Raw genomic sequence first — 20,910 nt, forward strand, 5'->3', positions numbered from 1 at the left:
GAACACGAAGCGGTGCTCGAGAGAATGCAGTCAAGGCTGGATCGCCAGCTCGACGCCATGACGATACGACGCCGAACGGTCGAACATGTGTTCGGCACACTCAAGCACTGGATGGGTTCGACTCACTTCCAGACGCGCCGTCTGGGCCATGTTGCAGCCGAAATGAGTTTGCATGTGCTGGCATACAACCTCAAGCGCGTCATAAAGATTCTCGGATTCGCAAAGACGATGCGCGCAATGAAGCTGGCAGGCGGGTGAACTTGGGCGCTGACGTTGTTCACCCGCGTAGCTGGCTTCGTCCGCTTGCGTATCGGTCTAACGCAATCGTGCTTCCCACAGGCCTTCACTAACCGGCTGTTCTGCACGTTTTTACACAGCCTCGGCCGAGACCGGGCCGCCGCCTCAGTCTTTTTATTTTGCCGTGGTAACGGGGGGTTATCGCGCCCTGTTCGGTTCGTGCAGGCCGCTGCGGCGGCCCTTTATCCAACGTCCGCATCTAAAAAAATTTACCGTTTCAATTACCTCAGTTTGATGCGACTTCGCCGAGTTATGCTGAGACAACCCTGAGCTGCGAGACAGCAGTATCCTCCGCTCGCCATAAAGAGAAGATCGAATCTTCTGTTCAATGTTTATTAGCCACGCCGGAACGGTCGCATCTGGCGACGGCCAACTCAAGGATCGCGACCCATAAGGGCGCCCGTGCGTTCGGTTAGCTCTGCCAGCGTGGCTTTCATAGAAAGCGAACATTCTGCGTTGGACCGACACAACGACCGGACTGCGCTTTTTTTAGTGAGAGCGGGAATGAATGATTCGAGAAAGTCGTTGCTTCGAAACTATCTGCCGGCGAAGTAATACACCCGATCCCTACCGATGTTTCGATGACAGAAAACGCACGCGCCAATCAATTCCGAGCGAACCGGGCCTAAATGATCGAACGGGGATGTTCATATACTTACCAGCCGAGCCATCACGCACCCATTACTTCTGATTTCCGCAGTCGCACCGGTATCGATTTCGACGCCGGCACGAGACTGTCCTTGGCGTGATGCGATAACGGGATGAGCCGGTTGCATTCGGGGTAATAGCCCATGACACAACCGGCCGGAATATCGAACGCATGCACGCGCATACCACCCACTTCGCGTATCACATCGTCTTTCGAATCGGTGACGGCAGACACTTCGTCGCCCTCCGCGAGATCGAGTCTCACCATGTCGTCGCGATGCATCAGCAGAACGTTACGCGTACCCTGCACGCCGCGAAAGCGGTCGTCCAGTGAATAGACCGTGGTGTTGAACTGGCTGTCGCCGCGCGTCGTCATTAGACGAAGCACGTCGGGATCGCTGGATGGCATGTCGGCGTCTTCATCGAGCGTATCGGGCACCACAAAGTTTGCTTTGCCATTAGGCGTTTTCCATTTGCGTTCAGCGGCCGGTATCGGTCGATGAAAACCGCCGGGTTCGCAAAAGCGCCGATTGAAGTCAGCGAACTGATCGGGATAGGTCCGCTCGATCGCTTCGCGGATCGTCGCATAATCGGCGACCCACGAATTCCAGTCGACTTTCGGGTTGCGCGGCAACAGCGCCTTGGCGATACCGGCCACGATGGCCGGCTCCGACAAAAGCATTTTGCTGGCCGGGTCTGCATAGCCGTGTGAACCGTGGACGCACGCCGTGCTGTCCTCGACGCTCACCCATTGTTCCCCACTCGCCTGCCGATCGATCTCGATGCGCCCGAGGCACGGCAGCAGATAAGCGACTTCGCCATGCAGCAGATGACTGCGATTGAGTTTCGTCGCAATCTGCACGGTCAGCCTCAGCGAGCGCCACGCCGCATCCATCACATGGTGATCCGGAATCGCCACCTGGAAATTCCCACCGAGCCCGATGAACGCTTTGACCTTCCCGTCCAGCACACCCTGGCAGGCTTCTACGGTACTCATACCTTTGTGGCGCGGCGGCTCGAAACCATACAGCTTTTTCAACGTATCGAGCGGCGCCAGTTCCGGCTTTTCCGTGATGCCGACCGTGCGCTGACCTTGCACGTTCGAGTGCCCGCGTATCGGGCAGATACCTGCACCAGGCCGGCCGATATTGCCGCGCAACAGCAGCAGATTGGACAGCATCTGAACGTTGTGCACGCCATTGCGATGCTGTGTGATGCCCATCCCGTAGAGCACCATGACCGACTTCGCGCGGGCGTATTCCGAGGCGGCCGCAGTGAGTGCTTCACGCGTCAATTGCGAGCGAGACTCGATCTCGGCCCAGGTCGTTGCACGCATTGCCGCAGCGAATGCTTCGAAGCCTTCCGTGTGTTCGGCAATGAACGCCGCGTCGAGCACGCGAGGCGCTCCATCGCGTTGTGCCGCGTCATCCCATTCGATCAACAGTTTGCACAGACCTGCCACGGCCGCTGCATCGCCGCCAATGCGCACTTGATGATATTGCGTACTGATGTGCGTCTGCGCCGGCGTCAGCATGTCGAGCGGCGATTGAGGATTCGCAAAACTTACCAGCCCGCGTTCTTTAATCGGGTTAAACGTGATGATGTGTGCGCCCCGCTTGCGTGCGTCCTGCAACTGATGCAGCATCCGCGGCGCATTGGTGCCGGTGTTGTGGCCAAAGAAAAACATGCAGTCGGCGTGTTCAAAGTCGGCGAGCGTGACCGTGCCAACCGGTGAACCGATGGTCTTGGGCAAAGCAACGGACGTGCTTTCATGACACATGTTGGAACTGTCCGGCAGGTTGTTCGTGCCGTACATGCGAGCGAGGAGTTGATACAGGTACGAGGTTTCGAGCGACGCGCGTCCTGACGCATAGAACACGGCTTGATCCGGTTCGATTGCGCGCAACTCTTTTGCGATGTCGGCGAACGCGTGTTCCCAGGTTGTTTCCACGTAGCGATCGGTGGCGGGGTCCCAGCGCATCGGCGCGGTCAGCCGTCCCGACGATTCGAGTTCCAGGCCGCTCCACGCTTCGAGTTCGGTCAGTGTGTGCTGCGCGAAGAAATCAGGATCGATATGTTTGCTCGTGATCTCCCATGCGGTCGCCTTCGCACCGTTCTCGCAGAATTCGAACAAATGCGGGTCAGCCGGTTTGGCCCACGAACAGCTCACGCAGGCGAAGCCGTCAGGTTTGTTCTGGTGAGAAAGAATCGCGCTGCCATGCAGCGCGACGTGCTCCTGAATCAGAATCGTGGCAACCGCTTTCAACGAGCCCCACCCACCGGCCGCGTTTTTATATTCCCTGATTGTGCTGTCCGTGCTCATGCCGTCTGCTCCTTGCGCGATCGCCGCTGACACAGCCTGCGATAGCGCACGGCTGAACACTTGCGGGTCCGCAACAAACGGACCCGCACATCGTTACGCGAAGTGTGCCGGTTATTAACGTGGTGTTACCCGTGTATGGGACACCCGTTGAAGCGCCCCCGAAATTCCGCCGACATTTCATAGGCCGGCTTGCGTGAGCGCATCACACCTCCAAGCGGTCGGTGTTCCGCAATGCCATGCCACGGACTGAACGACAAACCGTCGTCAATGGCGGCAGACCGAGCCTCTGTCCATGCAGGTTGCGCCGGTACCCGAATACGCGCGACTGCAATATAAGGGCTTTCGTCCTCCGGCCATTTAACCGAAGCGTCCTCGATCGGCATCTTGCCGATATCGGTCGCGAGTTGCACACGGACCTCCCATTCGCCGCCGCGCGTGGCGAAAAATTCGTTCACCGCATCGCGCAGCGCGTTCGGGTGACCATTGACATCAAGTGGTGCGTCAGTCAAGGCGGTAAGTTCTTCGGAGACCGGCACGACGCTCAGCTTGGCAAAATACTTGCCGTAGAGAAACGGGACGGCCGTGAAAAAAGTCTCGCCGAGGATATGTGTTTCCGGATGTCCGCCCAGACTTTTGAGCGTGCCGCTCTCGCCACCGACCGCCTCGACCACTTTCTCCGCACCACGCAATACAGCCGACAGCACTTTCTTACCGGTCGGCGCACGGTCGGTTGTTTTGGCCAGTAGTTTCAAACTCGAAAGAAAGTCCTGGGGCGTCGCCGCCGTAAATGCCGGCGCGTTGATCATCACAAAGTCCTGGGTGGTTTCCGCTTCGCTGCCTGGCAGGCGCGCGCCCTCTACATCGGCAATCTTGAGCGCCAGTCCACGCGGCGTTGAAACGCTATCGTCCAGGATGTCGCCGGGATTAGTCGACAGGCGCATCACGACTTTGTGAGTGCCCGGGCGTGCGAAAACGCCTTGGCTGAGCTCCGGCGGCAGGTCGGCAAGAACGGTCAGTTCCCCATCGAGAAGACCGTGACTCTTTGCGTGCACGCTACGGACGCCATGCTGGTAATCCTGCGAGGTGATTTCCAGAATACTGTGCATCGCCTCGACAAGTTGGCGAGTCGTTTCCGCTTCATCTTCGGGGATTTGTTCATACGTCGGATCAAACGGCAGTGCGTGGATGGCGGACGCGGTATTCATATGAAGGCTCCATGTGGGGAATTCGCGGGTTGTGCGCGGAATGCGCAACCGCCGTGCCCAGCGGGCCCGATATCCCCTCCACATCCTTGCGCCGTTAAAGATGCTGATTCCAGCGGCAGTTATATCCACCTTCTCTCACTTCGCGATCGGTACTGCCGGCCCCCTGATACGTGATCAGGGCGGCAGCACCGCTGCGCCAAACGGATGACTTCAGTACAACCTTCGTCAACCGCCGGGCCCGTTCGTCGAAGGTGCTTCTGATGAACCAGCAGGACATCGAGCGACAGGGTCTTGCGGCCGATTCGGAGGTGCCGCTGGAAGCCGTCTCGCCGGATCACGTGCGGCGACGCGTGGACAGCTTTCGCATCATTGCGTTCGACTTACCCGCCGGATGCATCGCCGGCCACCAATTGGAACGCAATCTGCCGATTCCGCTGTCGCATCATGCGAAGGAGTGCAAGCTGCCGGCGGCAAAAGCCATTCAAGTCCGCATCGTGACGGCGCGTGCCGCCGGAAGGTACATGCGTGCCCTTCCCCGAGTTGCTTCATTTGTGTAGCGCGGCGCGTACGTCGGACACGTCGCGCGTGGTCACAGGCTCTGCTGCATTGCCCCATGTATTACGAATGAACGTCAGCACGTGCGCCATTTCTGCATCGGTCAGCTTGCCAGCAAACGACGGCATCTTGCGCGACTCGGGCCCCTGCTCAGTGTGCGGACTGCCGCCGCCCTCCACTAGCAGGCGCACGATTGACGTAGTCGATGCTGACAGAACTGCGGGATTGCCAGCAAGGCGCGGAAATTTTTGCGGCACGCCCGCGCCATCCATCTGATGGCAACGCGCGCAGTAGGTCGCATAGATGCCCGCGCCCGGTCGTTCGACATCACCCGTTTTCAACGACTGTGCCGTTTGCAGCGCGGCGCGTGATTGTGCATTGAAGTGCCCACTTGACGCATGCGGCGGCAGGCTTTTCAGATAGACGGCAATGGCGATGAGGTCGTCGTCGTTCAGATACTGCGTGCTGTCTTCCACAACCTGCACCATGCTGCCGAACGTCACCAGTCCGTTGCCGTGGCCGTGTCTGAGAAACGCGGCAATGTCCCCGACCGAGCTTCGTCCGAGACCCGAGCCGGGGTCCGCCGTCAGGTTTGGCGCGAACCAGTGGTCGTTGGTACCGCCTGTCAGATACGCATGGCGCGATTCGCTATAGCCGCGCTCCTCGTACGCGGGCCCGCGGGGCGTATGGCACGCGCCGCAGTGTCCGAGCGATTGAACCAGGTAGGCACCGCGATTCCATTGCGCGTCACGTCCGGTCTCCGGTTTGAACACGCCGCTAGGCGCGAACGTCCAGTCCCAGAACATCAATACCCAACGCTGGTTGAACGGAAACGGCAAGCGGGTTTCGGGTGCGGGCGTGGAAACAGGTGTTACGCCGTGCATGAAATAACTGTACAGCGCGTGCATGTCGTCGTCGGTGATCTTGCTGAATGAGGGATAGGGCATCGCCGGATACAGCCGCTTGCCGCCGCGTGCGAGACCCTGGCGTAACGCCCGGGCAAAGTCGTCATAGCTATATCGCCCGATACCGGCATCCGGGTCGGGCGTGATGTTCGACGAGTAGATGGTGCCGAACGGTGATGCCATCCCGAGGCCGCCAGCGAAAGGCGCCGACAATGCTGGCGGTCCGCCTGGTTGGGTCACGCGCGGCGCGGCGGTATGGCAGCCGGCACAATCGGCCGCCTTGGCGAGATAGGCGCCTCGAGCAATGGTCGCGGCATCCGCGCTGCTCGCCTGAGCGCTCGCGCCTGCGCTACCGGCGCTCGCTGCGTCCACTGGTATGCGCGCTGATGCGAAAGCCAGAGCCAGCGACAAACCAGCCGAAACCATGACCGCACGCTTCCATCTACACGAGTTAGCGGAAGAATTGCGAATCGGACGCTCGCGGCGGCGGCACATGATCACCACCACCTGCACGGCGACACGATCGCCAACGCGACATCGGTCGCGATCAGCGCGAACAGAAAAAGCGCACTGCACATTGCCGCGACGCGACTCACGAACCACGCCAATTCCGCTTTGGTTCGCGTGGTGCCAGCCAATGTCCCCCACCGCTTTGGTCCGATTCGCCGGATGTTGCGCCACGCGAGCAGACTGCCCGCGATCCCCGCCAGCAAACATAGCGCACTGAGCACGAACAGAGCCGTGCGCATCCACGGGAACAATGGTGCGTTAAGTGGCGCGCTGTCTGGATAACAGCTTTGTGCCGCCAGTGTTTCGGCAACGAGCATCTGTACAAGCCACGCGAACGGCGCGATCAATAATCCCGCCGCTATCTGGCGCATCGACGGAAAGGACACCTCGCGAGGCGCGGCGTCTTCGCTCATGACCAACCCCGGAACAGATAGGGCGACAGATACAGCGTACTGAAAATGAAGAGCCACACGACATCGACGAAATGCCAGTACAGTCCGCCGATGGTCAAAGCGGCGCATCGCTGCTCGTCAAAGTAACCGAGTGCCGTCCATAGCAGCAGGAGCAGTAGCACGACGATGCCGACCGCGACGTGCGCCATATGAAAGCAGGTGATCGTGAAGTACAGTGAGCCATAAAGATGGGTAGTCAGTCCATAGGGATGATCGTGCCACTCGATCAACTGAATACCCATGAACGTGCAACCGAGCACCATGCCAACCGCCATCGACGCTACGCCCCAGCGCAAACGCCTGCGCCGCACGCAGCGCTCGCACAGCCACACGAAGCCACTACTCGATAGCAGGATGACCGTGTTCGCGATACCGAGTCCCAGCTTCGGCAGCCCCTCGGGCGGCCAGTGCTGGGTACTTTGCGAAGCCAGATACAGATACGAAAAGATCAGATAGCCGAACAGCGCGCCTTCGGTAGCGATCAAGGTCAGGCATCCCCACCAGCCGCCCGAGCGCTCTCCGGCACTGCCGACCGGCAGAAGTTGCGACGGTTCGGCCGCGCCATCCGGTGACTGGTTCAGGTCGATGGCGTCGCTCATATCAGGCTCCCGCGTCGTGCACGGCGCTCGGTTCGCGCTGGATCAACCCACGCTCCGGCCATAACCACGCGATGATCGATATCGCACAACCCGCCAGCATCGCGCCCGAAACTATCCACGCACCGATTGCGAGGCCCGCGAATACGAGCGTTGCAAATACCGCGAGCCAGAATGGCGCATACGAATCGCCGGGCATCTTCAGAATCACGTCGGGCAGCGCTTCGAGCGCAGTCGTGCCCAAAGCCTCACGCCCGTTCGCGAGCACGTAGCCCTCGTCGAGCCGCGAGCGCGTCTGAATGCTCACGCCCGGCTCGTCGATGCGGCCCTCCCACAGCGGATGACGGCTCGCGAGCGTCGGCACGACAGCAAAGTTATACGGTGGCGGCGGAGAACTGGTCGACCATTCGAGCGTGGGCGCATCCCACGGATTGTTGCCGGCGGGCTTGCCGTTCTTCAGACTGACAAGGAGGTCGACGAGAAAGATCAACACACCCGCGGCGAACAGAAACGAGCCGAGCGACGTAACGAGATTCACCGTGTTCCAGCCCATGTCGGCCGGATAGGTGTAAATGCGGCGTGGCATGCCCAACAGGCCCGCAATATGCATGGGGAAGAAGGCCACATTAAAGCCGACGAACAATACCCAGAAGCCAATCTTGCCCAGGCGCTCGTTCATCATCCTGCCGGTGAATTTCGGAAACCAGAAATAGATGCCGCCAATCACCGGAAATACGTTGATGCCGAGCAGCACGTAATGCAGATGCGCGACCACGAAGTACGTGTCGGTCAGTTGCCAGTCGAACGGCACGGCGGCCGTCATCACGCCAGACACGCCGCCAATCACGAACAGCAGTACGAATCCCGCGAAATAGAAAAACGGCACACGAAACACGGGCCTGCCGGTCCAGATGGTCGCGATCCATGCGAACGTGGCAACCGCGCTCGGAATTGCAATGACCATGCTCGCCGCGCCGAAGAACGACAGCGCAAGCGCCGGAATACCAGTCGCGAACATATGGTGAATCCACACGACAAAGCCGATCACCATCGTCGCGACAGTGGAAAGCGCGACTGGCCCGTAGCCGACCAACGGCCGCCTGCAGAACACCGGCAATGCATCGGACACGATGCCCATGGCGGGCAGCACGACCGCATAGACCCACGGATGCGCGAAGATCCAGAACAGGTGTTGCCATAACAGCGGACGGCCGCCGTTCAGCACGTCGAAAAAGTGCGTCCCGATCCGGCGATCCATCCACAGCAGCAGGAATGCGAGGCTGACCGAAGGTACCGCCAACAGGTTGCCGCCCGATGCGGTAAGCGTGCCCCACACCAGCACCGGCATCCGGTCGAGCGACATACCCGGCGCGCGCATCCGCAACAGCGTCACTACGAAGTTCATCGAGCCGACCGTCGTCGAGATGCCGAGCAAAACCATGCCGAGCGCGTACACATCGATGTTCGGGCCGGTGCTGTATTCGAGCCCCGACAGCGGTGCGTAGTTGAACCAGCCCGCGTCTGGTGCCTGCCCCGTTGGGAAACTCGCGTACAGAAAAATGCCTGCAAACAGAAATACCCAGTACGACAACGCATTCAGGCGTGGAAACGCCATGTCGCGCGCGCCAAGGATTAGCGGCCACAGATAGTTCGAGAAACCCGACAGCACAGGCAACGCATAGAGGAAAATCATCGTCACGCCGTGCATCGTGAAGAGCTGGTTGTACTGTTCGGGCGTCAGTATTGTCGCGTTCGGACGCGCCAGTTGAATGCGCATGATCAACGCCTCTACGCCGCCCATCAGCAGAAACACGAAGGCGGTGACGAGATAGCGCAAACCGATGGTTTTATGGTCGACGCTCGACAGCCATCCGCGCCAGCCCGGTGGCGTCTCCCATATCTCGCGCAGACGCTTTTCTTCGGCACTGCCCGCCAGCACCCGGCCGGTCTGTGGCCTGCGCGCCAATGACGGCGAAGCGGCCGACTCATTGCGTATGTCGCGCTGCGGTTCTTGCGGCGACGAAGCGCTAGCAGTGCGATCGGACATTGTGAACGCTCCGTGCCGTCGGCAAAACATCGTCAATGGAGGGTTGCCAGATACGCCGAGAGGGCCGCGGCTTCCGCGCCGGTCAGCGCAATATCCGGCATCAGCGATTCGGGCTTGATCTGCTGCGCGTGTTCGATCCAGTCGAGCAGATGATCCGGCGCGTTGGTCAATGTTCCGGCTGCGATTGTGCGGCGCGAGCCGAGGTGCGTGAGATCAGGGGCTTGCAGGCCGTTTGCGTTGGTGCCACGAATCGTATGGCAACCGGCGCAACGCTCGATGAACAGGTGCTTGCCAATGGCGATGTCGGCAGCGTCTGCTTCCTGCTGCTGCAAGGCGGCATTCCGGCCCTGTGCGCTGCGCCACGCATCGAAGTCGGCGGGGCTTTGTGCGATCACTTCGAAAGCCATATGCGCGTGCTGCGCCCCGCAAAATTGCGAGCATTGCCCGCGATAAATGCCGGGCTGGTCGGCCTGAATCCATTGCTCGTTCGTTTGACCGGGAATCGTCTGTGTCTTTCCCGCGAGTTGCGGAACCCAGAACGCGTGTACGACATCGGCGCTTTTGAGCAGAACCTTCACGGGTTCGCCGACAGGAATGTGAATCTCGTTGGCCGTGCTGAAGTCGCGGGACGTGTCGGGGTCGTCCGTGTAGTCGACTTTCCACCACCAGTCGTATGCCGTCACGGTCAGTGTCAATTGAGGATGCACCGCAGGCGATGCGACGGATTCGAGTGTGACAAGAATGTAGACCAGCATTGCCAGCAACGCGACCGACGATATTCCTGTGCCAACACAAATCCAGCGCATACCGCCCGATTCGGCATTCAGGCTGCCGGGTTCCGCCGACTGACGCCGCCGCACAATCGCCAGGACCAGCAGGACGCCGACGATGATCGTCACTGCCACCGCGACAGCGGTCATTGTCCAGCCGAGATACATCGTCGGCCGACTGGCAGGACCGGCTGCGTGGAAAAAATAATTCAAGGATGCCGATTCAGCGCGACTGGGAATGACAGCCAGCACGAACCCACTCGCAAGCCATGGCTCGGCGCCACTGAGAACTGGTTTCGTTGTCGTTCCGCCGTCGCTCACTGTTGGCTCCCGGAACTCGCAGCTGATTGCGCCTCGATAGCCGCATTGAACCCGCACGGCCGTAAAGGGAGCGCCAGCAAAAAACAGGCCCTCCCGCGCCTTACAGTTGCAAGCTTTGGATGACGCTTCCGGGGCAGGTTGGCGATTGTCTTAAGACATAGTTTCGGCGCGACCACCTGGACTGGAAGTAACAACCCCGGCTGGCCTTACCGAAGATGGTCTATCAAAGCATTGGCAACTTCATCCGGGGCTTCCCGCAACGGAAAATGTCCGACACCTTCGATCAGGATCCGTCGATAGCTCCGGGTAAAGTGACTCTCCAGTCCGTCGGATTCCTTGGGTTCGTCGCACTGGTCTGCGCCTCCCTGCAGCATCAACGTCGGCACGCCAATCCTTCCGATGGTCGCGAGTTGCTGACGCAGGCTCGAATACGCCGGGTCGGATTCCTCATCCTGCCGCCAGCGGCGACGATACCCGTTCAGCGTGATCGCCAACCAGTCGGGATTATCAAAACTCTCGGCCGTGCGGGCGAATTCGTTGTCGTCGAACCAGCCCGGCGGCGACCACGTCTCCCATTGAATGCGCGCAAATCCTTTCGGATCTGCTCCCACGGCGTCGGGGCCACCGTCCAGCGACATAAACCATTGATACCAGAACTTCCGCGCCTGCGAGAACCCGGGCAACGCGAACCGGCCATACGGCTGAAATGCGAGCGCCAGCGCTGCAATCCGCTTCGCGCGCTCGGGAAAAAGCGCCGCTACGGTGTAGGCAGCCCGTGCGCCCCAGTCATGCCCGACTAGATCGAATCGATTGATCGATAATGCGTTGGCCAGATCGATCGCATCCTGTGCGAGCGCGACGCCGGATCCGTCCCGCACCGTGCGATCGCTAATAAAACGGGTGCGACCGCTCCCCCGCAATTCAGGCACGATAGTGCGAAAACCAGCAGCGTTCAGACGAGCCGCGACAGGAATCCATGCGCGTGCGGAATCGGGCCATCCGTGCAAGAGGATGACGGGCGCACCGTTCGGAGGCCCGGCGTCGGCGTAGCAAATTTCGAGTGTTGGGGTTCGAATGCGACAGGTAAATTCGAGCATCGTGCGCTCCTTGCGACAGCCGCCATGGGCTGCTCTTGAATCCGCGTCTTGCGCTTTCCGGCTTGCCTGCAAACATCGGCCTCAGTTCTTGAAGACTTAACACCCACAGTTCGCTTCCGGAAAATCGGCACCGGGCTTCAACACAACTCCGCCGCCATTGCGTGGCAATCGCGGCAAAATCTCTCTTATTCGTGTCTGTCGAGGCGGCGCCGCGTGCGACGCTATCGACTCAAGCGTCGAACGCATTCACAACAATTTTGCCGTGCACGTGCCCTTTTTCAAGCCTTGCCAGCGCATCAGCAGCGGACGCGAAAGGATAGGTTGCGATCACATTGACCTTTACCTCGCCGGTGTCGATCAGGCGGCCTATCTCCGCAAGCTGCGCTCCGTCCGGGCGAGCCGTGTAACGCGCCGCGTGGGCGCCGTGTCTGGCGGCTTCCGTTGCGGAAGGCTCCGTCAGCGTCGAAATCATCGTGCCGCCCCGTTTGACCGTTTGCCATGAACGGCTTTGTGTCTCGCCCCCAATCAGATCGAAGACCAGATCCATATCTCGCGCGACCTCTTCAAACCGCTGCTTCGTATAGTCGATGACATGATCGGCTCCTAATGACTTCACAAATTCGACCCCGTCGCCTGTCGCAGTAGCAAACACCTCCGCACCGACGTGCCGGGCAAACTGCACTGCCAGGTGGCCCACGCCTCCGGCTCCCGCGTGAATCAACACGCGCTGGCCTTTCTGTAGTCCGCCCTGGTCAAACAGTCCCTGCCAGGCAGTGAGCGCAGCAAGGGGGACCGCCGCAGCCGCTGTCGAGTCCATCGACGCAGGTCGCGGCGCCAGCCCACTCGCAACGATGACGACAAACTCGGCCAACGCTCCCTGCCCCTGTCCGACGAATCCAAACACTTCCGCCCCGTGTTCCCAGCCTGACACGCTCTGCCCCACACGTTCAAGAGTACCTGCGAAATCGCGTCCGAGAGTGAACGGAAGCTTGTCCTCGCCGATCACGGGATATTTGCCATCCCGCGTTTTGATGTCGACGGGGTTGACGCTTGCAGCTTTTACGCGAACCAGCACTTCATCCGGGCCGATCGGCGGAACATCGATCCTTTCCGACCGAAGTACGTCCGGGCCGCCGAAGCGATGAATACGAAATGCACGCATTTGAGCCATGAATTTCTCCGTGACAGTATCTTGCCGACCTGCGCGAGTGAACGCAGCCATACGATCTGCCGAGCAACGCTCATACCTCGTGCTGCGCCAGTCCATCAGGAACGGGTGGACGCGAATCCTGCGCGCCGTCGTTGTGCGGGCAATCAGCGCGGGCGTGGCGCGACAGGCACATCCGTTGCGTCATGTGATAAGTGTTACGTCACACGGAGATTCGCCATGAACAGGAGCTTGAGAACAGCGCTGATGATCGCGACAATTTCGGGGTTCGTTTGTGCAGCCCCGGGTTGCAACAAAGCCAACGACACCGGCAACGACGCCCTGAGTTCGGGCAGCAGCGGCGTAATGAGCAATTCCGCCGGGCCAAGTGGGACGCCGGGCACAAGTGCCGCGGCCAATAGCGCAAGCGAAGCAGCTCCCGCGAGCGCACCCTCGCCGGTGACGAGCGAGGCACCCACGGTGAGCACGCCCGATGCGACGGCGAGCGGTGCGTCGTCAGTGCAGTAAGCGCGGAGGCGTTAAGGGCGGCCCATAGAAAGTTTGACCGCAGGTCGACGCAATGACGTAGTACAGATATGCGCGCATCCATTTAAGCCGTCACCAACCCGCTAGCCCTACCCTCCCGCCCTCGTTACCCGCCACACGGTATTGCCGACATCATCGGCAATCACCAGGGCGCCATCCAGATCCTGCGTGAGTCCAACCGGCGCGCCGTACGATTCTCTCTCGTCATCAGAAACGAAACCGGTAACGACCGGTATAGGCGTGCCAACAGGCTTGCCGTTCTGAAAGGCGACGTAAGCGACAGCGTAGCCGCTTAGAGGAGACCGATTCCAGCTACCATGCTCGCCGATAAAAGCACCGCCTCTATATTGAGCGGGCAGGTTATTGCCGGTATAAAAAAGTAGGCCGAGTGGCGCGACGTGCGAGCCAATCGAATAGTCCGGTCGAATTGCCTTTGCCACCATGTCAGGACGTTGCGGCTGCGCGCGCGGATCGACGTGCTGGCCCCAGTAGCTAAATGGCCAGCCGTAAAATGCGCCTTCACGGACTGACGTCAGATAATCGGGAACAAGATCCGCACCAATTTCATCGCGTTCATTCGCGACCGCCCACAGGCGGCCTGTTTGCGGTTCCCATTGCAGTCCTGTCGGATTGCGGATTCCGGCCGCGTAGATACGACTTCCCCCTGTTGCAATATCGACCTCCAGTACGTTGGCCCGTCGATATTCCACGTCCAGCCCATTCTCGCCAACGTTACTGTTCGAGCCGACACCAACATACAGTCGCTTGCCGTCGGGACTCGCGAGCAACGCTTTAGTCCAGTGATGGTTGATCTTGTCTGGCAGATCAGTCAGCTCCACGCCCGGGGTTGACATACTCGTCTCACCGGCACGATATGGAAACTTCAGAATCGCATCGGTATCCGCCACATAAAGTGTGTTGCCAATCAACTGCATGCCGAAAGGCGAATGCAGATGGTCGATGAACACATATTTGTCCCAGCGCCCGCTGCCATCAGTGCGCTTTCTCAACAATGTGATGCGATTGGCGCCTTTCGCCTTTTTGCCGGACCGTGACGTGATGATGCCGGCTATCAATTGTTTCGGCGTGGTCACAGGTTCCGCATCGGGACTGTTCGATTCAGCGACCAGGATATCGCCGTTGGGCAGCGCGTAGACCTGGCGCGGATGCTGGAGCCCCGACGCGATAGCCTCGATTTGCAACCCCTCCGCTACCTTCGGCTTTTTGCCTGGTTGCCATCCGACATATTTGGGTACCTGTATCGGAGGGGCCAGAAAATTGTGAGCGCCAGGCAACGGTGGCTCCGCCCCTGCCTGCTTGGACGGATCATAGGTAGCCTGCTCATTGCAACCGCCAACAAGAATCGCAATTGCCAATGAACTGCTCAGGAAGGTTCTAGTCATGAGCCGTCCCCTTCGAATGGAATCCGCTGAACCCAAGAGCAAATTGCCCAACGCTCAACAAGACCACGGTAATCGCCGACAGAATGACGTTCGCGGGGACCATGGCGTAGGCGTCCCGGCTATGGACGAAAGCGTTGAAGATTGCCGAAACGATGCCCAGAAGATTTAACCAGAAGTCCAATTTCTCCACGGCCGTCACCGCGCCCCGCGCCGAGATCCAGACGTGGACCAGATTGATCAGGCGAGGAATCACAGCAAAGAGTAAGGCCGTCGTGACCAGCCATGCTGCGCCCTTTCCCCAGAATACATTCCGGGTGACGGCGTAGGTTATGTCGAAAACGAGCGTGCCGACAAAGAGGCCATAGGGAATCGGGTTGAGCAGATCGAATATTGCTGTCGCGAATCTCGATCCACGAATATGGGCGGAGGAATTCATTTTTGATCCTTGTCCTTCTTCTGCCTATTCGAAAAAAGGCAGCCCTTCGAATAGGTGCCGCAAACCGTTCGGTTGCCAGCGTCGGTGTACTCCACCGGCAATTACTGGTTGCCGACTAGCGCTTTACTCAGAGCTTTCACATGGGAGCAAGAATGGCGAGCAAAGCATCCAGACGCGCGCTACCGAGAGACCTTAAAGCTCAAGTCGCGTCTGCATCGCGGCGACGATTCCACCGAAGGCGCGCATGCTGTCGTTGCCCGCGTGATGTGCCGCTTTGCACGCGCCTAAACCACACGCAAAGAGAGCCGCAGCGACCGTAACCAGGATTGACCGTTTCATTTCATCCTCCCTAAGCAGGACTCTGGGATAGCGCAAGCTCCGGCAGCGCCAGCAATGTAATGAATCTCATAGCAGGCGACGTACCTGGTAAGTCACCACCGTTGGGCGTGGTGCAGCCACGTGTAAGCATCGCAGGACCGACACTTGCTCGAAGGCTGATGGCATTCCGTCGCGTCGAAATCGGGAGTTCTGCTATGCCCTCCATCCTCAAGCCCACCTCCCCACACGATTCGATTACGACACCCGGTGATCACGACATGCCCCCGGCCGCCGACAATCCACACGGCGCACCGAGTTCCGAACGACGGCGCATGATGCTCAAAGCTGCGGCGGCGGGCGGAGCGGGTCTGTTCGCCGCGAGGACAATCGCGGCGAACAGACCCGCGGCGTCATCCGGACAACCCGTCAGCGCGGCACCACAGCCGCCTTTTTCGCCCGGCGACAATGCATCGACCGCCGAGGTAGTCGTTCAGACGCTGCTGGCGTGGAACGTCGATCACGTCTTCGGGATGGTTGGCGACGGCATCAATCCGCTGATCGAGGCGCTACGGCGACATAGGGACAAGATCCGCTTCATTGGCGTGCGTCATGAGGAAGCCGCCGCGTTCATGGCGTCGGGATGGGCGAAGGCGACCGGCCGTCTTGGCGTCTGTCTCGCCACGACCGGTCCCGGCGCAGTGCATCTGATGAACGGACTTTACGATGCGCATTTCGACGGCGCACCGGTCCTCGCGATCACAGGGCTCACCTTTCACGACCTCGTGGGTACACGTTTTCAACAGGGCGTCGACACGCCCGCGTTGATGCAGGACGTCGCGTTGTACAACACGACCGTGACGGGGCCGCGTCATGCACTCGTCGTGACGGACATCGCATGCAGAAGCGCGCTTGGTGCGCGTGGGGTCTCGCATCTGGCCGTCTCGAAGGACATTCAGGCAATGCGTCTCGCCGATGACAAAGCGTCCATGGAAAACCACGGCCTGCGCACGTCGACGGCGTGGCATCAGCCCGCGTCCGCACCCGGCGACGCGCAGTTGCGGGCGGCCGCCGATGCCATCAATGCTGGCAGCCGAGTGGCAATTCTGGCGGGCCAAGGCGCGCTCGGTGCATCCGACGAGCTCGAGCAGATCGCGACCCGGCTTAATGCGCCGGTGGCCAAAGCGTTACTCGGACGAAGCGTGATACCCGACGATTCGCCTTTCTCAACCGGCGGTATCGGGCACCTCGGCACCGTGCCCTCCGAAGAAGCGATGCACCGCTGCGATACTGTCCTGATCCTCGGCTCGACGATGCCGTGGGTCGATTCGTACCCGAAGCCCGGCACGGCGCGAGGCGTTCAGGTGGACATCAAGGCTGAGCGGATTGGCCTGCGCTATCCGGTCGAAGTCGGTCTGGTCGGCGACACGAAGGAAACGCTGCGGGCGCTGCTCCCCTTGCTTCATCAGAAGGACGATACGTTTCTTCGCGAGATTCAGGCTCAGGTGACGCAATGGAACGCCCTGCTCGATCAAGTCGCCGCATCGGAGCGCACGCCGATACGGCCACAACGTGTGATCCGCGCGATAAGCGATGCGCTGGCCCCCGATGCGATTGTTTGCCTCGATTGCGGTGCTAACACCCATTTCGCTGCGCGTTTTTTGACGTTGCATCGCGAGCAGCAACTGGTTGCCACGGGAATGCTTGCGACGATGGCGCCCGGATTGCCGTTTGCGATAGCGGCTCAACTGGCAAATCCGGGCAGACAGGTAGTAGCGATCGTCGGCGACGGCGGACTCGCGATGCTGATGGCCGAACTGTCGACAGCGGTGATGAACCGCTTGCCGATCAAGATCATCGTGATGCGCAACGACATGCTCGCGGAGGTCGTATTTGAACAGAAGGAGCTCGGCAATCCGCCTTACGGTTGTGAGCTGGGGGGCATCGACTTTGCGCAAGTCGCCGCGGCTTGTGGTGCCGTAGGCGCGAGCTGCCATAACCCGCAGCAGTTACAGGTGGCGATTGCATCGACTCTTGCGTCGCCCGGCACTGCGCTACTGGAGGTTCACGTCGATCCGGCTGAACCGATTACGACACCGGAAAAACTAAAGGCGTGAAGAGGTGAAGATGCTAAAAACCGTCTTAACTGCCGTGCTGGACATTGCATACCTACGTCGAAAGCATTTGTTCACGGTCTGTCGAACAGACGAGGACGGCATATGCAGCGCAATCGGCGCGGGCGAATGCCCAAGAATATTCGCGTAACAATGCCGCGAATAATTTTCTCCCCGCCGTGAGTCTCCCGCACTCGAAAAATCACGGCCCGTTGCCCGAATGTTGGATTTTGGCGGCGGGACTGAAAACGTACACCGCCGCGCCTATCAACAATGGCATTGCGGCGGCCATAAACAGGGGCGCATAAATCTGGGCGGCGGTGACGTGCTCGTGCCTGAATGCATCGGCTATCTTCCCAAATCCTCCGCTAGCTAACGCGACGCCCAGGAAGACGAGACTATTTAGAAATCCCAAGGCGAGCCCTAGCCTGCCTGCGGGCACGATCGCTCTCGCCTGCGACATCACGAGCGGATGGATCGCACCTACTGAAAACAGCACGCAGATCAGTCCCACACCGAGCCTACTACTTGCGTCAGGGAGAACAGCGAGCACCAGAGCTGCAAGCGCACCGGTCAATAGCCAGCTCAGAGAAATGCGCTTTGGCGACCAGAAACGCACCATAAACGGAATGCAAAACGACGCGCCTGTGCCAACGATACTGGCGATCGTCATCGCGTTGCCGCGCGCCACGATATCGAAATGGAAAACGTCCGCGAGATAGGGGCCGCCCCAGGATGTACGGAACGTGCTACCCACGGACATCGCAAGACATGCCGGTGCAAGCGTCCAGAATCGGCGCCCCCTCTGGCCCGAGGCGCCGCGTGCCGTTATTGGAGAATTCGCGAGACCCGGCGGCTTCCGATGTGTCACGAAGCGGGCAACACCAAGCATGCAGCAGAACATGGCCGCTGCCGCAACCGTCATGGCAGGTCGCCATCCCACATGCGCGGTGATCTGTCCCAATGGCGACGCAGCGGCCAGCGCACCCGCCATCCCGACAGCGCTCGCGGTGGTGACCGCGCGAGTCTGCGTGGGTCCGGCACCACTGGCAAGGACATAGTTGAGCAGGCCCATGAAAATCGGTGCACAGCCCAATCCTATTCCCGCCTGTGCGACGATTGCGAGCCACGCGCTGGTCGCGCTCGCGAGCAAGCCGGCGCTCAACGCGCCCACGCCCATCAGCATCGCGGTTGGCGTACGGACCCCGAAGCGATCGAACAGCATGCCGACCGGTATCTGCGCAATGGCGAAAACAAGGAAAAAGGCGCCGGCGAACCAGCCAAACATTTCAGGAGAGAATCTGAAATCCGCGATCAATTCGGTCGAGATGACCGCAACGTAACTGCGAAAAAACTGACTCAGTACGTAGCTGAAAGTGAGCGCCCAAAGCCCGTAGTCCCGTCGATATTTCGACGTCTCGCTGCGGCATTCGGAATATTCGCGACGGGTCTCGGACATCAGCGACATCCTTTGGATTGCCAGCCAGAAATGATACGCGCTCTTCGCTCGCGCGAGCCACGTTCGGGAGAGTGTCGGGTACCGGGTTAGCGCTATAGCCAGGTGGGAAAATCAGCTCCGCGAGTTCTTCAGGGGGCGCCATGCGACGGGGGTGAATCGGGAAGCACCAGTGCAATAACGGAATATTGCTCACGAATGATCGAAGGACGGCGCTCAGTTTTCGAAGCAACGGGCCGTTGACGGGCTTGGGCGCGACGCTTGCTAACGAAAAACCGAACCCACTCGCAGGAGAGAAGCCCTTCCTGTCTTCAATTTTAGGAGTCGCTAATGCAGCAAGCAACTGGTCGTCGAGAACGCAAGAATGCCAAGGTCGTCGCTATCGTCTGCGCAGTCTTGATCCTGTTGACTTTCGTTATCTCCGAGCTCAAGCCCTGGTCGCGCAAACCCGCCGACGCGGGAGAGTGTTCGACTCACGATTCGGAATGGCGACAAGAGGCGCTGGTCAACAAGATCAATGCCACCGGCGACCCATCATTAAAGGCCAAGGCAGTCCAGGTTCAGGCAGGATCTCACTGGGACGATAAAAACCATCTGTGGGTCGTTCCGTTTCGAACCGCGGACCAGAGCGCCGACACAAGGAGTTTCGTCGCGCTTGTGCATTGCACCGGTTCGGTGGATATAAATCACGGGTAGTTTTCGCGACTGTTCAATTCGTGAGCTGATGGCGGCCTGCCGCGGTAAAGACGCGGTCGGTCGTCCTGTGAACATAGGTGAATTGATGTGCAACAGGTCGACAGTCCAGGTAACGATCGTGTCGCGCGCGAACCCGACTGTTATGCTCTCATGCCGAACGGCTTGCACCCATGATCCTGCACTGTCACCGTGGACAATCTCCTTACTGTCACAGCCTCCTCCGTGTCAGTTCACTGCACCATTGGGCTGTCGTCTTATGTCAGCCGCGTTGCTCGGAGTGCATCTTTTTTATACTTAAATTGGTGAGGATCTATTGTGCCAATCCGTTCCGTCTCGACGCCGTTCCAGGCAATCGAACGTGTCATTGTTAGTCTGTACGACGGCGGGGTTTTGTCGCCTGCGGTCCTGGAACGCGTGATCGGCGCGCTCGCTGTAGACAACGTCGACTGGCAAACAGTGGCGTCATTGCATTCCGTGGATGGCCGTTTGCTGCATGAGATCGTAGTCTCGACAATGATGCCGTCGGCACCGCAGAATTCCGTTGAGAAATCGTTTGCGGCGATCGTCGCGCATCTGGCTGGCGCAAGCGCGGCTCACAGCAACGAACGACCGCATACGCAAACGCAGAAGGCGCAGCGCACCGCCCGAAAAAAATCGGAGCGAGCGGAAAGTGACGTGGGCAGTGACGAACTCCTCTCTCAATTGTCGGACAGCGCCACTTCGACGGGCAAGCGCGGCAAAGGCGCCCCTGCGCGTCCCGGCGCGGCCTCCGGCTTTAACCCGTTCGCGAGCACGCTGCCGTCACGCAGAAGATAAGAGCAAGGCGCTCTCGTCGGTTTCCCCGCCTTATCGTCACACTGCATGTTTTGCTCGTCTTTCGCACTGCGGCGCTGTGGCGTATGCGACAACTGCATGAATCCGTCGCAAGTCCGGGAAGCGGGCAGCTCGATCACCGCAGAGGCCAAGTTTGCGTTCGTCAAGGTTTTCGGCGGCCCGGCGAAGGCCGCCCTCTAGTCACCGGGCGACGTGGTGCGTGAACCAACATTCGGCCCCCGGACAAGTTGCGCTTGC

The 20,910-nt window shown here is 59.8% G+C and carries 18 protein-coding genes; 5 read left to right on the forward strand and 13 right to left on the reverse strand.

Annotated features, from left to right (window positions below; translation table 11 throughout):
- The coding region (locus ABH945_RS15835; RefSeq protein WP_429251106.1) for a transposase at positions 1 to 258 on the forward strand (258 nt) is incomplete at its 5' end.
- A gap of 709 nt (positions 259 to 967) precedes the next feature.
- On the opposite strand, the gene ABH945_RS15840 is transcribed toward ABH945_RS15835, so the two are convergent.
- Positions 968 to 3,268 carry an FdhF/YdeP family oxidoreductase gene (locus ABH945_RS15840; RefSeq protein ID WP_429251107.1) on the reverse strand — a complete coding sequence of 767 codons (2,301 nt, stop codon included), beginning with the start codon at positions 3,266 to 3,268 and terminating at the stop codon, positions 968 to 970.
- 125 nt (positions 3,269 to 3,393) lie between these two features.
- Positions 3,394 to 4,473: a catalase family protein gene (locus ABH945_RS15845; protein WP_429251108.1), complete on the reverse strand. Its 1,080-nt coding sequence runs from the start codon at positions 4,471 to 4,473 to the stop codon at positions 3,394 to 3,396.
- A gap of 260 nt (positions 4,474 to 4,733) precedes the next feature.
- Between ABH945_RS15845 and ABH945_RS15850 the strand changes: the two genes are divergently transcribed.
- Positions 4,734 to 5,030, forward strand: a complete 297-nt coding sequence (locus ABH945_RS15850) for a hypothetical protein (protein WP_429251109.1) — start codon at positions 4,734 to 4,736, stop codon at positions 5,028 to 5,030.
- Here ABH945_RS15850 and ABH945_RS15855 read toward each other — a convergent pair.
- From ABH945_RS15855 to ABH945_RS15900, 10 genes are all read right to left on the reverse strand, one after another.
- Positions 5,019 to 6,359, reverse strand: a complete 1,341-nt coding sequence (locus ABH945_RS15855) for a c-type cytochrome (RefSeq protein ID WP_429251110.1) — start codon at positions 6,357 to 6,359, stop codon at positions 5,019 to 5,021. The two genes, ABH945_RS15850 and ABH945_RS15855, sit on opposite strands and share 12 nt — an antisense overlap.
- Before the next feature lie 71 nt (positions 6,360 to 6,430).
- Positions 6,431 to 6,856 carry a hypothetical protein gene (locus tag ABH945_RS15860; protein ID WP_429251111.1) on the reverse strand — a complete coding sequence of 142 codons (426 nt, stop codon included), beginning with the start codon at positions 6,854 to 6,856 and terminating at the stop codon, positions 6,431 to 6,433.
- On the reverse strand, positions 6,853 to 7,494 hold the full coding sequence (locus tag ABH945_RS15865; RefSeq protein WP_429251112.1) for a cytochrome c oxidase subunit 3: 642 nt from the start codon (positions 7,492 to 7,494) through the stop codon (positions 6,853 to 6,855). The genes ABH945_RS15860 and ABH945_RS15865 overlap by 4 nt, the downstream gene beginning before the upstream one ends.
- Position 7,495: 1 nt before the next feature.
- The gene (ctaD, locus tag ABH945_RS15870; RefSeq protein ID WP_429251113.1) at positions 7,496 to 9,538 is read right to left on the reverse strand and encodes a cytochrome c oxidase subunit I; all 2,043 of its coding nucleotides are present in this window, start codon (positions 9,536 to 9,538) and stop codon (positions 7,496 to 7,498) included.
- A gap of 32 nt (positions 9,539 to 9,570) precedes the next feature.
- Positions 9,571 to 10,560, reverse strand: coding sequence for a cytochrome c oxidase subunit II (coxB, locus tag ABH945_RS15875; RefSeq protein ID WP_429251114.1), 990 nt, complete (start codon positions 10,558 to 10,560; stop codon positions 9,571 to 9,573).
- A gap of 275 nt (positions 10,561 to 10,835) precedes the next feature.
- Positions 10,836 to 11,726 (reverse strand): alpha/beta fold hydrolase, encoded by an 891-nt coding sequence (locus ABH945_RS15880; RefSeq protein ID WP_429251115.1) that lies wholly within the window; start codon positions 11,724 to 11,726, stop codon positions 10,836 to 10,838.
- A 229-nt stretch (positions 11,727 to 11,955) separates the two neighbouring features.
- The gene (locus ABH945_RS15885) at positions 11,956 to 12,897 is read right to left on the reverse strand and encodes an NADP-dependent oxidoreductase (protein ID WP_429251116.1); all 942 of its coding nucleotides are present in this window, start codon (positions 12,895 to 12,897) and stop codon (positions 11,956 to 11,958) included.
- A 194-nt stretch (positions 12,898 to 13,091) separates the two neighbouring features.
- Positions 13,092 to 13,352, reverse strand: coding sequence for a hypothetical protein (locus tag ABH945_RS15890; protein WP_429251117.1), 261 nt, complete (start codon positions 13,350 to 13,352; stop codon positions 13,092 to 13,094).
- 156 nt (positions 13,353 to 13,508) lie between these two features.
- Positions 13,509 to 14,822 (reverse strand): PQQ-dependent sugar dehydrogenase, encoded by a 1,314-nt coding sequence (locus ABH945_RS15895; RefSeq protein ID WP_429251118.1) that lies wholly within the window; start codon positions 14,820 to 14,822, stop codon positions 13,509 to 13,511.
- A complete protein-coding gene (locus ABH945_RS15900; RefSeq protein ID WP_429251119.1) occupies positions 14,815 to 15,258 on the reverse strand; it encodes a DUF2231 domain-containing protein in 444 nt (147 codons plus the stop codon). Before ABH945_RS15900 ends, ABH945_RS15895 begins: the two co-directional genes overlap by 8 nt.
- A gap of 533 nt (positions 15,259 to 15,791) precedes the next feature.
- Here ABH945_RS15900 and ABH945_RS15905 point away from each other — a divergent pair.
- Complete coding sequence (locus ABH945_RS15905; protein WP_429251120.1) at positions 15,792 to 17,690, forward strand: thiamine pyrophosphate-binding protein; 1,899 nt, start codon at positions 15,792 to 15,794, stop codon at positions 17,688 to 17,690.
- Between the two features lie 199 nt (positions 17,691 to 17,889).
- On the opposite strand, the gene ABH945_RS15910 is transcribed toward ABH945_RS15905, so the two are convergent.
- On the reverse strand, positions 17,890 to 19,146 hold the full coding sequence (locus ABH945_RS15910; RefSeq protein ID WP_429251121.1) for an MFS transporter: 1,257 nt from the start codon (positions 19,144 to 19,146) through the stop codon (positions 17,890 to 17,892).
- A 327-nt stretch (positions 19,147 to 19,473) separates the two neighbouring features.
- On the opposite strand from ABH945_RS15910, the gene ABH945_RS15915 reads away from it, so the two are divergent.
- Both ABH945_RS15915 and ABH945_RS15920 read left to right on the forward strand, forming a co-directional pair.
- Complete coding sequence (locus ABH945_RS15915; protein WP_074772303.1) at positions 19,474 to 19,839, forward strand: hypothetical protein; 366 nt, start codon at positions 19,474 to 19,476, stop codon at positions 19,837 to 19,839.
- 315 nt (positions 19,840 to 20,154) lie between these two features.
- Positions 20,155 to 20,655 (forward strand): hypothetical protein, encoded by a 501-nt coding sequence (locus ABH945_RS15920; protein ID WP_429251122.1) that lies wholly within the window; start codon positions 20,155 to 20,157, stop codon positions 20,653 to 20,655.
- Positions 20,656 to 20,910: the final 255 nt, after the last annotated feature.

The organism is Paraburkholderia sp. GAS333 (assembly GCF_050435665.1).
GTDB classification, from domain to species: domain Bacteria; phylum Pseudomonadota; class Gammaproteobacteria; order Burkholderiales; family Burkholderiaceae; genus Paraburkholderia; species Paraburkholderia fungorum_A.

Excerpts from the sequence above, each read along its gene's own strand:
- ABH945_RS15840 (WP_429251107.1), bottom strand. The coding sequence starts at position 3,268 with ATGAGCACGGACAGCACAATCAGGGAATATAAAAACGCGGCCGGTGGG.
- ABH945_RS15845 (WP_429251108.1), bottom strand. The coding sequence starts at position 4,473 with ATGAATACCGCGTCCGCCATCCACGCACTGCCGTTTGATCCGACGTAT.
- ABH945_RS15850 (WP_429251109.1), top strand. The coding sequence starts at position 4,734 with ATGAACCAGCAGGACATCGAGCGACAGGGTCTTGCGGCCGATTCGGAG.
- ABH945_RS15855 (WP_429251110.1), bottom strand. The coding sequence starts at position 6,359 with ATGGTTTCGGCTGGTTTGTCGCTGGCTCTGGCTTTCGCATCAGCGCGC.
- ABH945_RS15860 (WP_429251111.1), bottom strand. The coding sequence starts at position 6,856 with ATGAGCGAAGACGCCGCGCCTCGCGAGGTGTCCTTTCCGTCGATGCGC.
- ABH945_RS15865 (WP_429251112.1), bottom strand. The coding sequence starts at position 7,494 with ATGAGCGACGCCATCGACCTGAACCAGTCACCGGATGGCGCGGCCGAA.
- ctaD (WP_429251113.1), bottom strand. The coding sequence starts at position 9,538 with ATGTCCGATCGCACTGCTAGCGCTTCGTCGCCGCAAGAACCGCAGCGC.
- ABH945_RS15880 (WP_429251115.1), bottom strand. The coding sequence starts at position 11,726 with ATGCTCGAATTTACCTGTCGCATTCGAACCCCAACACTCGAAATTTGC.
- ABH945_RS15885 (WP_429251116.1), bottom strand. The coding sequence starts at position 12,897 with ATGGCTCAAATGCGTGCATTTCGTATTCATCGCTTCGGCGGCCCGGAC.
- ABH945_RS15895 (WP_429251118.1), bottom strand. The coding sequence starts at position 14,822 with ATGACTAGAACCTTCCTGAGCAGTTCATTGGCAATTGCGATTCTTGTT.
- ABH945_RS15900 (WP_429251119.1), bottom strand. The coding sequence starts at position 15,258 with ATGAATTCCTCCGCCCATATTCGTGGATCGAGATTCGCGACAGCAATA.
- ABH945_RS15905 (WP_429251120.1), top strand. The coding sequence starts at position 15,792 with ATGCCCTCCATCCTCAAGCCCACCTCCCCACACGATTCGATTACGACA.
- ABH945_RS15910 (WP_429251121.1), bottom strand. The coding sequence starts at position 19,146 with ATGTCCGAGACCCGTCGCGAATATTCCGAATGCCGCAGCGAGACGTCG.
- ABH945_RS15915 (WP_074772303.1), top strand. The coding sequence starts at position 19,474 with ATGCAGCAAGCAACTGGTCGTCGAGAACGCAAGAATGCCAAGGTCGTC.